The organism is Planosporangium spinosum (genome assembly GCF_049999945.1).
GTDB lineage: Bacteria > Actinomycetota > Actinomycetes > Mycobacteriales > Micromonosporaceae > Planosporangium > Planosporangium spinosum.
On sequence record NZ_JBLYUB010000037.1, the window covers coordinates 21,276 to 33,918 of the forward strand.

Below are 12,643 nucleotides of genomic sequence, written 5' to 3' on the forward strand. Positions count from 1 at the left end.
GCCCACCGCCGGCGGACGATCTCGCCACCGGCCTATCTTGGGGCTCGACAGCGGGTAGGTAGGGGGATGTGGTGGCTGAAGCCATGGTGCGGGGAACGGCCGGGCGTGGCGCGGCGGTCCGACGGAGCTGGCAGGAGCGCGTACCACCGGTGTTCGCCGGTGCGCTGACCGTTCTGGCCGCCCTGTGCGCCGTCGCGGCGGTCAGCGCGGCGTTCCACCACCGGGTGCAGTGGGTCCGGGTGGCCGTCGACGAGTTGCTCGTACCGGCCCCGGCCAACCTCGGCTACGCCGCCTTCATCGCGGTGCTGGCGGTCGCGGTGGCCCACCGTAAGCGGGTGGCGTTCTGGATGCTGGTGGTCGGGTTCGGTCTCCAGATCGTCTCCGACCTCCTGGTGTTCGCGGTGTACGACCTGATCCGCACCGCGCCGTCGGAGTACCGGGAGGCCGATCTCAGGCCGTTCGAGCCGTGGCTGGCCGCCGGCAACCTGCTGCTGAGCGTCGCCGTGCTGGTCCTGCTGGCCGCGTCGTACCGGCAGTTCTACGCCCGGGTGCAGCGGGCCAGCCTGCCGAAGGCGCTGATCACGCTGGTCAGCCTGTTCGTGGTGTCGGTACTGGCCGGGTGGGCGCTGGTCGAGGCGTTCCCCGGCTCGCTGCGTGACGATGGCCTCGACGAGTTCACCTACGCCGCCGAGCGGGTCACCGGTGGCGCGTTCGTCTTCGACATCACCCGGCACGGCAGGGCCCCCGGCTGGGTGAACCTGCTGCTCGGCCTGTTCGGCGCGATCACCCTGTTCGCCGCCCTGTACGTGCTGTTCCGGTCGCAGCGCGCCGCCGCGATCCTCACCGCCGACGAGGAACTGCGGGTACGCGCGCTGCTGGCCACCTCCGGCGAGCGGGACTCGCTGGGCTACTTCGCCACCCGCCGGGACAAGTCGGTGGTGTTCTCGCCGACCGGCAAGGCAGCCGTGACCTACCGCGTCGTCGGCAGCGTCTGCCTGGCCAGCGGCGACCCGATCGGTGACCCGGAGGCGTGGGGGCCGGCCATCGCCGAGTGGCTGGAGATGTGCCGGGCGTACGCCTGGACCCCGGCGGTGATGGGGGCCGGTGAGGAGGGCGCCACCGCGTACGCCCGCGCCGGCCTGCGCGTGATCGAACTGGGTGACGAGGCGATCATCGACGTCCGCCGGTTCACGCTGGAGGGCCGGGACATGCGCCCGGTCCGGCAGGCGGTCAACCGGGTCCGCCGCGCCGGGTACACGGTCCGGATCCGCCGCCACTCCCGGATCTCGGCCGACGAGATGGAGCGCATCATCGACCTGGCCGCGCGCTGGCGGGACACCGAGACCGAGCGTGGCTTCTCGATGGCGCTGGGGCGCCTGGGCGATCCGGCCGACGGCGGCTGCGTGCTGGTCGAGGCGCTCGACGGCGACGGTCGGGAGGCGGCCCTGCTGTCGTTCACCCCGTGGGGGACGACCGGGCTGTCGCTGGACCTGATGCGCCGCGACCGCGCCAGCGACAACGGGCTGATGGAGTTCATGGTCGCCGAGCTGGTCGCCGCGGCGCCGCAACTCGGGGTCGAGCGGATCTCGATGAACTTCGCGGTGTTCCGGTCGGTGTTCGAGGAGGGTGCCCGGATCGGCGCCGGCCCGATCCTGCGGGCCTGGCGCGGGTTCCTGCTGTTCTTCTCCCGCTGGTTCCAGCTGGAGTCGCTGTACCGCTCCAATGTCAAGTACCGGCCGCAGTGGGTGCCGCGCTACCTGTGTTTCGAGGACATCCGTGACCTGGCGAAGGTCGGCCTCGCCTCGGGTATCGCCGAGGGGTTCGTCGTGGTGCCCAGCCTGCGTACGCTGCTGCGCCGGGGCTCGGGCGCGCCGGCGCGGGTGCTGCCGGCGGTCACGGCGGCCGAACCGAAGGACGCCGTCCCCGACCCGGCCGCCGTCTACGGGCTCGCCGCGGTCGACGGGCTCGCCGCGGGCGTCGAGCTCCCCGACGGCGCGGGGCCGGAGCCGCCGGTGGCGCGGCTGCCGGAGCAGACGCGGGTACGGCTGGCGAAGCTCGACGCGCTGCGCGGCGCCGGGGTCGACCCGTACCCGCCCGGCTTCGGCCGTACGCACTCCTGCGGCGCGGTACGCGAGGCGTACGCGCACCTCGCGCCGGACACCGCCACGGGTGAGCGGGTCGCGGTCGCCGGCCGGGTGATCCTGGTCCGCGACCACGGCAAGCTGCTGTTCGTCACGGTCCGCGACTGGTCCGGTGATCTCCAGGTGCTGCTCGCCGGGGACGCGATCGGCGACTGGAAGGGGTCGGTGGACCTCGGCGACCACGTCGGGGTCACCGGCGAGGTGGTCACCTCCCGGCACGGCGAGGTGACGGTTCGGGCGCACCGCTGGACCCTGACGGCCAAGTGCCTGCACCCGCTGCCGGACAAGCACCGTGGCCTGGCCGACCCGGAGACGCTGGTCCGCCAGCGGCACCTGGACCTGATCGTCAACCCGGCCGCGCGGGAGATGCTGCGGGTACGGGCCGCCGCGGTGCACGCGGTGCGGATCGCGCTGGTCGACCGCGGGTACCTGGAGGTGGAGACACCGATCCTGCAGCGCATCCACGGCGGCGCCAACGCCCGGCCGTTCGTGACCCGCAGCAACGCCTACGACATGCGGCTGTACCTGCGGATCGCGCCCGAGCTGTACCTCAAGCGGCTCGCGGTGGGCGGGGTCGAGCGGGTCTTCGAACTCGGGCGGGACTTCCGCAACGAGGGCGTGGACGCCACCCACAACCCCGAGTTCACGATGCTGGAGGCGTACGAGGCGTACGGCGACTACACCTCGATGCGGGTGCTGGCCCGTGACCTGGTGATCGGTGCCGCCACCGCCGCGTACGGCAAGCCGGTCGCCCGGCGCGGAGGCGTCGAGGTGGACCTGAGCGGGGAGTGGCCGGCGGTACCGGTGCACGAGGCGATCTCGGCGGCGCTGGGGGAGCGGATCGGCCCGGACACCCCGCTGGAGCGGCTGCGCGAGCTGGCCGCGGCCGCGCACGTGCCGGTGCAGCCGTCCTGGGGGGCCGGCCAGGTGGTGCTGGAGCTGTACGAGCGCCTGGTGGAGGCGCGCACCGAGGCGCCGACCTTCTACACCGACTTCCCGACGGAGGTGTCGCCGCTGACCCGGGAGCACCGGGACGACCCGCGGCTGGCCGAGCGGTGGGACCTGGTCGCGTTCGGGATGGAGCTGGGAACCGCGTACACGGAGCTGATCGACCCGGTGGAGCAGCGCCGCCGGCTGACGGCGCAGTCACTGCTCGCCGCCGGGGGCGACCCGGAGGCGATGGAGCTCGACGAGGACTTCCTGCAGACGCTGGAGTACGCGATGCCGCCGACCGGCGGGCTGGGAATGGGCATCGACCGGCTGGTCATGCTGCTGACCGGCCGCACCATCCGCGAGACGGTGCCGTTCCCGCTGGTCAAGCCGACCTCCTGAGCGCAGCCGGCCGGCGGGGACGCCCGCTGGCCGGCGGAGGCAGCCCCAGGCCGCTGGAGCGCCCGCTCGCCGGCGGAAACAACCGTGGCCTCCGCCGCGACGGAGGCCACTGGCGTCACCGGGGGGACTGGTGACTGTCACCGGGGGGACTGGTGACTATATGGGTTGCCGGCGGTGCGGTGCGGGGGGTTTGCGCCGTCCGTCGGATGTGACGGTACGTCCGTACCGTTTCTACTGTCCGTGGGGATCATTTCGGACAAGCCACACGGTAATGCGAGCAAACGATCCGCAACAGTCCTGTCTATTTGCTCCGTGGTGTGCTATATGGCCGATCTGGTAACGCCGGGTCGGTGGTGGACTCCCGCCCTTCGGCCGGCGCCGGCGCCGGCGCCGGCCGAAGGGCGTCCGGCCTCGCCCGGACCGGCAACGTGACCAGGAGGACGAGCATCAGCAGCAGGTACCAGTTGTCGATCAGAAGACCGGCCACGCCCCGGTCGGCCGAGCGCTCGACGACGTGCCAGTCGTACCAGCTGATCACCGCGAACGTCGTCGTGACGTAGACCACCAGGGTCATCGCCGCCAGGGACCACCGCCGGTGCCGTGGCCGGCCCCGGTCGAGGGCCGTGTCGACGAGCGCGACCAGCGCGGGCGCGAACCACAGCAGGTGGTGCGACCAGGTCACCGGGCTGACCACGCAACTCACCAGACCGGTCAGGGTGAGGCCGGCCACCTCGTCGCCGGCGAGCGCGGCCCGGCGGGCCCGCCACAGCCCGTACCCGATGACCAGGCCCACCAGCAGCGCCCATGCCAGCCGGTCGGGCTCGCCGCCGCCCATCCTGGCCAGAGCGCCCTGCAACGACTGGTTCTCCAGCCGGTCGGCGTGCCCGATCCGCTCGGTCTGCCACAGCAGTTCGGTCCAGAACCGGATGCTGTCGCGCCACAGCGCCCCGGCGCCGACCAGGGTGGCCACGACCGCGGTGGCGGCCGCGGTCGCCGCGGCCCGCCACCGGCGGGTCAGCAGCAGGTAGACCACGAAGACGGCGGGGGTCAGCTTGATCGCCGCTGCCAGCCCGATGGCGACGCCGGCCAGCCGGGACCGCCGGGGCACGGCCACCAGCAGGTCGACCACGACCAGCCCGAACAGGATGAAGTTCACCTGCCCGAATGTGAACGTCTCCCGTACCGGCTCCAGCCAGCTCACCAGCGGCAGCGCCAGCGCGACGCCGAACCAGGGCGGGTAGCCGTGCCGGTTCGCCACCGGTGCGACCAGGCACCAGACGCCCGCCACCAGGGCCGCGACCGACACCGCCCCGAACACCAGCAGGGCGGTGTGCAGCGGCAGCGCCGCGAGCGGACGGAGCAGCAGGGCGGCGAAGGGCGGGTAGGTGAACCCGAGCTCGCCCTGTACCGGGTCGGGCAGGCTGTAGGAGTACAGGTCGTGCCCGTCGGCCCACCAGCGGACCGCGCGGTAGTAGATGCCGAAGTCGAAGAAGTCGTGGCGGTTGCCGTACCAGACGTGGGCGACGGCGGCGGCGCCCCACAGCACCAGGAGCGCGCCGAGGTGGAGGGGGCCTACCCGCGCGCGTCCGGCGCGTGTGGTTCCCATGACTGCCCCCAGCTCGCTCCAACCGGAACTCGGCCACTCTATCGGTGTACCGGGGTGATCGCCCGATTCGGGCGCCGTGGGCGGCCGCGGCGGACCCTGCGTGTTAATCACACTACGGGTTGCCGCGCGAACGGCGCGGCGCGGACTAGGCTGAGTGCGTGAGTGATCTTCTGGTCTGGATCGACTGTGAGATGACCGGGCTGGATCTGGCCCACGACGCCCTCATCGAGGTCGCCGTGGTGGTGACCGATCCTGACCTGAAACTGCTGGACGACGGCATCGACGTGGTGGTCCACGCCGACGACGCCCTGCTGAACGGCATGGCCGACGTCGTGAAGCAGATGCACCAGCGCTCCGGACTGACGGAGGCCGTCCGCGCGTCCACGGTGACCATGCGCGAGGCTGAGGACATCATCCTCGAGTACGTCCGTAACCACGTCCCGGAGCCGAAGTCCGCGCCGCTGTGTGGCAACTCGATCGCCACCGACCGGGGCTTCCTGGCGCGCGACATGCCACGCCTGGACGCCCACCTGCACTACCGGATGATCGACGTTTCCTCGATCAAGGAGCTGTGCCGGCGGTGGTACCCGCGGGTCTACTTCGGCCAGCCGGCGAAGGGTCTGGCGCACCGCGCCCTCGCCGACATCCGCGAGAGCGTGCGCGAGCTGGAGTACTACCGGCGCACCGTGTTCGTGCCGCTGCCCGGCCCGGACGTCGACACGGCCAAGGCGGTCGCCGCCGAGCTGCTCGACGCCGACCGGCAGGCCTGACGCGCCACGCCGGTATCCCGCTCGACGCGGAGGGGGCCGGTATGGCTATCATGGGTCGGCGCCGCGGACATCGCTCCGCGTCGGCGTGACGGAGCTGTGCTCCGTCGAAGCTGCGCTTCGGTGCAGTACGTGGTGGCTGTAGCTCAGTTGGCAGAGCACCGGGTTGTGGTCCCGGGTGTCGAGGGTTCAAATCCCTTCAGTCACCCCACGTGGTAAGACGGTTCAGGCCCGACCTCCTCAGGAGGTCGGGCCTGAACCGTCTTCAGATCTCACCCGGTGCAGAGGTCTGCACCGGGTGAGATCTGTGTCGCATCCAGCGCTGGACGCCGCGTCCCGCGAGGGGGGACACCGTGTCCGCGGTGTGGTGACGCCTTCGTCCGCGAGCCGACGCCGTCCCGCGGGGGTGGCCCGGCTCGACCGGCGCGCGGTCAGTCCTCGTCGAGCGTGTTGACCATGAAGTACGCGGCCCGGGCCAGGTAGTGCCAGAGTTCGGTCTCCTGCTCGGCCGGCAGGCCCAGGGTGTCCAGCGCCCGGCGCATGTGGCGCAGCCAGGCGTCGCGCTCGGCCGGCCCCACCCGGAACGGGGCGTGGCGCATCCGTAGCCTCGGGTGCCCGCGCGTGGCCGAGTACGTGTTCGGGCCGCCCCAGTACTGCATCAGGAACAGCGCGAGCCGGTCCGCGGCCGGCCCGAGGTCCTCCTCCGGGTACAGCGGCCGCAGCAGCGGGTCGGTCGCGACCCCGGCGTAGAACTCGTCGACCAGCTTGCGGAACGTCGGTTCCCCGCCGACCTGGTCGTAGAACGAAGGGGCGTCGGCTTGCGTCGTCACCACTCGATTCTGCCAGGTGTGCCGGCGGTGACCGGTGACCCGCCGGTGTGCCCGTACCCGACGCGCCTCGCCGGGCACGGGGCGCGACGCGGCGGTCAGTGCGACGCGGCCGGTTCGGCGGGCGGGGTCGAAGCCGCCGATGGCTCGGTGGGTGCGGCCGCGGTGGCCGGCTGGGACCGGGTGACGCCGTCGTTGGCGCGCCGTGCCCGGTCCACCGCCCGGGTGAAAGCGGCAGGGCTCGGCCAGGTCATCCCGACCAGCGCCAGCAGGGTGACGCCGGCCACGCCCCAGAGGCCGACCACGGTCGGCAGGTCGAACCGGCTCGCCAGGGCACCGGTCGCGAACACCGCGCCGCCCTGGCACAACTGCGTTCCGCTCATCATCACCCCGAACGCCCGCGCCCGGAACTGGTCCGGAAGCGCCTGGACGAACAGGCCGTTGGCCGACGGGAGCATCGCCGCGACCGCGAACCCGCTGGCCGCCGTGATCAGCGCCACCCCGTAGACGTTCGGGTCGACCAGGGTGGCGACCAGGGCGAGTGGCGCGATGATCGAGAACGGGCGGATCAGGCGCTGCCGGGACGGGAGGCTGACCAGCCGGTTGATCAGGAGGCTGCCCAGGATGAAGCCGGTCGGGCCGCTGCACATGATCACGCCCTGTGTCCAGCCCCGGGTGTGCGGGTCCGTGGTGAGATGGCCGGCCCAGGCGGCGGCCAGGCCCTCCGGGACGACCGCGAACATCAGACCGGCGAAGACGACGATCGCAATCGACCGCAGCACCCGGTTGCCGAACACCACGGCGAAGCCCTCGGCGGTCTCCCGCAGCAGGTTCCGGCGCTGTTCCGGGCGCAGCGCCGGCTCCCGGTGGTGCACCCACAGGCCGACGAGGCACGCCGAGATCCCGAACGTGGCCGCGTCGAACAGCACCGCCATCCGGGGGCTGTACGCGGCGACGGCACCACCGGCGAGGTAGCCCGAAATCATCGCCACCTGGGCGGTCGTCTCGTACAGCGACAGGGACAGCACGTACCGGTCGCCGTGCAGCACCCGGGGCATGAGCGCCGAGCGGGAGGCCCGGAACGGCGGGTCCAGCAGGGCGGTCAGGAACAGCAGGCCCAGCAGGGCGGCCGTCGGCATGCCCGGCACCGCGATCAGGGCGATGGTGACCACGCGGGCCAGGTCGCAGACGATCATCGTGTGCCGGTACGGATACCGCTCGGCCAGCGCAGCCAGGACGGTGCCCAGTCCCAACCAGGGCAGGTAGCTGATCGCGAACGTCGCACCACTCAGCAGCACGGAGTGGGTGCGCTGGTAGACCAGCGCCGTCACCGCCGCCCGGGCCATCGAGTCGCCGAGCACGGACAGCGCACCGGCAAAGTAGATCGCCCGGAATTCGCCACTCGCCAGAACCTCACGAAAGGTAGCCGGACGGCCGGCGCTGTGATCCGGGTCGGACACCGGTGGGTCCTCCAAGATCCGATCGGACATTGCGTCCGGTCGGTGCGGGGTGGTGGCCGACGTCACTGTCGGTCCCTCGGCCGGTTGGCTCGGCCGGTAGGGCGATGGTGCCATCGACCTGAACGAACGGACGATAGCCCAACGACCGGCCGGCGCGCGAGACCTCATCCGAAGGTTGCCGCCGGCAAATCGCAAAAAGACCCGAAAGCCATCCTCGTACGGCGCATGTGAGTAGCCGGCTGCGGCGCGCAGCCGGCCGCCGCGCTTACGCGCCGCAGCCGGCTGCCTACGGGGCTCCGCCGAGCCCGCTGTCGGCCAGGTACCCGCCGTTGCCCTTGGTGTGGCCGGACGCGTCGGCCGGTCCGGGCGTTGCCGGCTCGACCGGTCCCGCTGATCCCGCCGGTGCCACCGGCCCGACCGATCCCGCCGGGCCGACCTCCACGCCGGTACTCGACGCCGGGTGCAGCAGTACCCGGCCGGCGCCGAGCCGCTCGGCGATGCCGGCCTCGTCCAGCGCGTCGGTCAGGCGGCGGCGCAGCTCCCGCCCCACCCGCCACTGCGACTCCGACGTGGTCTTGACGGTGGTCCGCAGGACTGCGCCGTCGGCGGTGATCTGCTCCACACCGAGCACCTCCGGCTCCCCGATCAGGTCCTCGCCCCACTGCGGGTCGTCGGCCAGTCGCGTCGCCGCGGCGCGCAGGATCTCGGTCGCCTCCTGCACGCCGGCGAACCCGACCGGGATGTCCACGACGACCTGCGCCCAGCCCTGGCTCTTGTTGCCGACCCGCACGATCTCGCCGTTGCGGATGTACCAGACCACGCCCTGGGCGTCGCGGATCGTGGTGATGCGCAGGCCCACCGCCTCGACGGTGCCGCTGGCCTGGCCCACGTCGACCACGTCGCCCACCCCGTACTGGTCCTCCAGCAGCATGAACATGCCGGCCACGAAGTCCTTGACCAGGTTCTGCGCGCCGAAACCGATGGCGAGGCCGACGATGCCGGCGCTGGCCAGCAGCGGCGCCAGGTTGATGCTGAGCTCGCCGAGGACGAGCATCAACGCGACCACGAAGATCGCGGCGGAGGCCACGCTGCGCAGTACCGAGCCGAGCGCCTCGGCCCGCTGCCGGCGCCGCTCGGGCAGCACGCCGGTGGCGTCGCGCAGCAGCGCGCCCGGCACCTTCTCCCGCAGCGGCTGCAGCAGCGCGGGGGAGGACTCGCTGGTCGTCGTGCGGACCAGGCGGTTGATCGTCCGGTGGATGATGGCCCGGGCCAGCACCGCCAGCGCCACGATCAGCAGGATCCGCAGCGGCTTCACCAGGAACAGGTAGCTGCCTTCGGCGAGCCAGGACAGCCCGGTCTTGTCGTAGATGATCTGGCACAGGTCGTGGGCGTTCGGGCAGCTCGGCGACGGCTCGGGGGTCTGCGCCGGAGCGGCCAGCACGGAGCCGGTCCGGATCGCCAGGGTGATCGGGGGGAGGGGGGTCACGGAATAGTTTCGTACCGCATGGCGGGTTCCGATGCCGCACGTACCCCGCCGAAAGCGACGCGGGCGATCCCCAGATGGTGGCAAATCACCCGTTGCCGGCCGACTACCCCCCGATGTCACGGACGTGACGGTTCGAGTGGGGCGAGCTTCACCCGGTCGTCCCCCCCGATTAGCGCGTGCAATTCGCCGATCTATCGGGGACGATTGGCGCCAGGACCGGTAAGGCGAGGACGGGAGACCGTATCACCCTGGGAGGGCGGCAGTGATGCCTGACATACGACTCACAGTCGGCACCACCCTGGTACTCAATGCCACGTACGAGCCGCTGTGTGTCGTGTCCGTCAGACGGGCCGCGATCCTGGTCTTATCCGCCAAGGCGGTGTGCGTCACCGACGGTGACGGCGTGCTGCACAGTGTGCGCGCCGAGCTGCCGGTGCCCTCCGTGGTGCGGCTCACCCGGTACGTGCGGGTGCCCTACCGCACCCACATCGGCCTCTCCCGGCGGGCGGTGTTCGCGCGCGACGGCGGCCGCTGCGCCTACTGCCGCGGTCCGGCCGAGACGATCGACCACGTGCTGCCGCGCAGCCGGGGTGGCCCGCACGCCTGGGACAACGTCGTCGCCGCCTGTGCGAAGTGCAACCACACCAAGGGTGACCGCACGCCGGCGGAGCTGGGCTGGCGGCTGCACGCGTCCCCGGCCGCCCCGAAGGGCACGGCCTGGCGGGTGCTCGGCCACCGGGCGCCCGACCCACGCTGGTCGGACTGGCTGGACCTGCCGGACGTCGCCTAGCGGTCGTAGGCACCGCGCGGTGTCACCGCCCCGCGAAATGTCCGACCACCGTGGGTGAAGCGGGCTACGTGACCCGGCCGCGCGAGGCGGGGAACGCCCGCCAGGTGCCCGCGCGCATGATCGCGCGCAGCCGGTCGAAGCCCTCGTGGACGTCGACGAAGCGGGTGTACAGCGGGGCGAACCCCATCCGGAGCCGGTCCGGGGTGCGGAAGTCCGGGATCACGTCGGCCGCCTTGAGCGCCTGGCAGATCTGCCAGGCGTGCGGGTGGTACAGGGTGACGTGCGCCCCGCGCCGCCGCGGCTCGCGCGGCGTCGCCAGCACGAAGCCGTCGTCGGCCAGCCACTCGTCGAACAGTGAGATCGCGTACGACGTCAGCGCGGCGCCCTTGGCCGCGATCGCCTCGACGCCGGCCTCGGCGGTGATCGACGCGCCTTCCAGTGCGGCGTACCCGCCGAGTACCGGCGGGGTGCCGACCACGAACCGGTCGATCGAGTCCGCGGGGTCGTAGCTGGCGGCCATCGCGAACTGGTCGCGCTGGCCGAACCAGCCCCAGATCGGCTGCCGCAGCCGCGGTTGCAGGTCGGCGCGCACGTACACGAACGCGGGCGCGCCCGGCCCGGCGTTGAGGTACTTGTACGTGCACCCCACCGCCAGGTCGGCGCCCGCAGCGGCCAGCGGTACCGGCACCGACCCGGCGGAGTGGCACAGGTCCCACAGTGTGAGTGCGCCGACGGCGTGCGCGGCGGCGGTGGCCGCCACCAGGTCGGTCCGGGCGCCCGAGCGGTACGCCACGTGCGACAGGCACACCAACGCGACGTCGGGGTCGAGCGCCGCGCGCAGGTCCGCGAGGTCGAGGCCGTCGTCCATGTCGGCCTTGACCACGCGCAGCTCCAGCCCGCGCGCGGCGGCCAGCCCCTCCAGCACGTACCGGTCAGTGGGGAAGTTGTCGTCGTCGGTGACGACCACCCGGCGGTCCGGGCGGGCGTCGAGCGCGGCGGCGGCCAGCTTGTACAGGTTCACGGTGGTGGAGTCGGACAGCACCACCTCGCCGGGGGAGGCCCCGAGGACCCCGGCGGCGAGCACGTCGCCGGTCCGGCGGGCCAGGTCGATCCACCTGTCCCAGCCGCGGATGAGGTCGCGGCCCCACTCCTGGCGGACCGCGTCGGTCAGCCGGTCACGGGTGGCCGACGGCAGCCGCCCGAGTGAGTTACCGTCGAAGTACACCAGGGACGGGTCGTCGATCACGAACCGCTCCCGGTACGACGCGAGCGGGTCGTCGGCGTCCAGCGCCTTGGCGACTGCGAACAGGTCCGTCACGAAGGGCACCGTAGCCGGTGGGGACCAGGTCACCGGCGGGTGGTGCGGCACCGCTCCGCAGCGCCGGGTTCCTGGTACCCCGATCGCGGCGTACCACGTGCCGGCCGCTAACGTGAAGCCCGCATATGTGTCCCTTTGACGCCGGGGGGCGTTGGGCTTGACGATAATTCAGACGGTGCTCATATACGCCGGTATTCCGCTGCTGGTCATCCTGCTCATCAGTGGGCTGGTCTATGCCACCAGCGATGTCCGGCGTGGCGGCAACAAGCGGTACCGCCCGGGTCGGCCGTTCGAGTTCCGTCCGGTGTGGTTCCTGTCCTCACCGGACCAGTTGACCGGCGGTGGCACCGACGAGCACAAGGCGCTGCCCGGCGCCGGTTCGCCCGCGGCACTTCCGGCCGGCGGTGGCGCCGCGGCCGAGTGGGCCGCCCGCAAGCCGGCCGAGCAGCGCGCGACTGGAGGCGCAAGTGACCGCTGGTGAGCAGGAGAGCCGGGCGACCGGGCGCCCCGAGGTGCTCGACGGCCCGTTCAACACCCGCCAGTTGCTGCGTCTCGACGAGGCGTTGCGGGTGGCCGACCGATCGACCGGGATGACCTTCAGCGTCTACGTCGGAGATCTCGACGAGCCGGTGCGCGGTCACGCCGAGAAGCTGCACGGCCAGTTGGCCGACCCGGACCGCTCGGTCCTGGTCGCCGTGTCGCCCAACCAGCGACTGTTGGAGATCGTCACGGGCGCCGAGGCCCGCCGGCGTATCTCGGACCGCGCCGCGAAGCTCGCCGCGCTGTCCATGGCCGCGTCGTTCGGCGGCGGTGACCTGGCCGGTGGCCTGGTGTCCGGGCTGGCGCAGTTGGCCGACCAGGCCGGCCGGGCGACGGATTGATCTCCGTGGCGCGTGGTCCGGCCTGATCCTCCGTG

Annotated in this window: 10 protein-coding genes and 1 tRNA gene; 6 read left to right on the forward strand and 5 right to left on the reverse strand. The window is 72.3% G+C overall.

Features of this window, described 5'->3' with window-relative positions; all coding sequences use genetic code 11:
- Nucleotides 1–83 precede the first annotated feature (83 nt).
- Nucleotides 84–3,473, forward strand: a complete 3,390-nt coding sequence (gene lysX / locus ACNTMW_RS31295; protein WP_426637608.1) for a bifunctional lysylphosphatidylglycerol synthetase/lysine--tRNA ligase LysX — start codon at nucleotides 84–86, stop codon at nucleotides 3,471–3,473.
- A gap of 301 nt (nucleotides 3,474–3,774) precedes the next feature.
- Here the strand turns inward: lysX and ACNTMW_RS31300 are convergent, their stop codons facing one another.
- On the reverse strand, nucleotides 3,775–5,079 hold the full coding sequence (locus ACNTMW_RS31300) for a glycosyltransferase 87 family protein (protein ID WP_426637578.1): 1,305 nt from the start codon (nucleotides 5,077–5,079) through the stop codon (nucleotides 3,775–3,777).
- Nucleotides 5,080–5,237: 158 nt separating this feature from the next.
- Between ACNTMW_RS31300 and orn the strand changes: the two genes are divergently transcribed.
- A complete protein-coding gene (gene orn, locus ACNTMW_RS31305) occupies nucleotides 5,238–5,849 on the forward strand; it encodes an oligoribonuclease (RefSeq protein WP_426637579.1) in 612 nt (203 codons plus the stop codon).
- 132 nt (nucleotides 5,850–5,981) lie between these two features.
- Nucleotides 5,982–6,057, forward strand: a tRNA-His gene (locus ACNTMW_RS31310).
- 220 nt (nucleotides 6,058–6,277) lie between these two features.
- Here ACNTMW_RS31310 and ACNTMW_RS31315 read toward each other — a convergent pair.
- The 3 genes from ACNTMW_RS31315 to ACNTMW_RS31325 form a co-directional block, all read right to left on the reverse strand.
- A complete protein-coding gene (locus ACNTMW_RS31315) occupies nucleotides 6,278–6,679 on the reverse strand; it encodes a globin (protein WP_426637580.1) in 402 nt (133 codons plus the stop codon).
- A gap of 92 nt (nucleotides 6,680–6,771) precedes the next feature.
- Nucleotides 6,772–8,133 (reverse strand): MFS transporter, encoded by a 1,362-nt coding sequence (locus ACNTMW_RS31320; protein ID WP_426637581.1) that lies wholly within the window; start codon nucleotides 8,131–8,133, stop codon nucleotides 6,772–6,774.
- A gap of 286 nt (nucleotides 8,134–8,419) precedes the next feature.
- Nucleotides 8,420–9,595, reverse strand: a complete 1,176-nt coding sequence (locus ACNTMW_RS31325; RefSeq protein ID WP_426637609.1) for a mechanosensitive ion channel family protein — start codon at nucleotides 9,593–9,595, stop codon at nucleotides 8,420–8,422.
- Nucleotides 9,596–9,884: 289 nt separating this feature from the next.
- Between ACNTMW_RS31325 and ACNTMW_RS31330 the strand changes: the two genes are divergently transcribed.
- Nucleotides 9,885–10,409: an HNH endonuclease gene (locus tag ACNTMW_RS31330; RefSeq protein ID WP_426637582.1), complete on the forward strand. Its 525-nt coding sequence runs from the start codon at nucleotides 9,885–9,887 to the stop codon at nucleotides 10,407–10,409.
- Between the two features lie 64 nt (nucleotides 10,410–10,473).
- On the opposite strand, the gene kynU is transcribed toward ACNTMW_RS31330, so the two are convergent.
- Nucleotides 10,474–11,727, reverse strand: a complete 1,254-nt coding sequence (gene kynU / locus ACNTMW_RS31335; protein WP_426637583.1) for a kynureninase — start codon at nucleotides 11,725–11,727, stop codon at nucleotides 10,474–10,476.
- A gap of 157 nt (nucleotides 11,728–11,884) precedes the next feature.
- Between kynU and ctaJ the strand changes: the two genes are divergently transcribed.
- On the forward strand, nucleotides 11,885–12,208 hold the full coding sequence (ctaJ, locus tag ACNTMW_RS31340) for an aa3-type cytochrome oxidase subunit CtaJ (RefSeq protein ID WP_483428543.1): 324 nt from the start codon (nucleotides 11,885–11,887) through the stop codon (nucleotides 12,206–12,208).
- On the forward strand, nucleotides 12,195–12,608 hold the full coding sequence (locus tag ACNTMW_RS31345; RefSeq protein ID WP_426637586.1) for a DUF5130 family protein: 414 nt from the start codon (nucleotides 12,195–12,197) through the stop codon (nucleotides 12,606–12,608). Before ctaJ ends, ACNTMW_RS31345 begins: the two co-directional genes overlap by 14 nt.
- Nucleotides 12,609–12,643 lie beyond the last annotated feature (35 nt).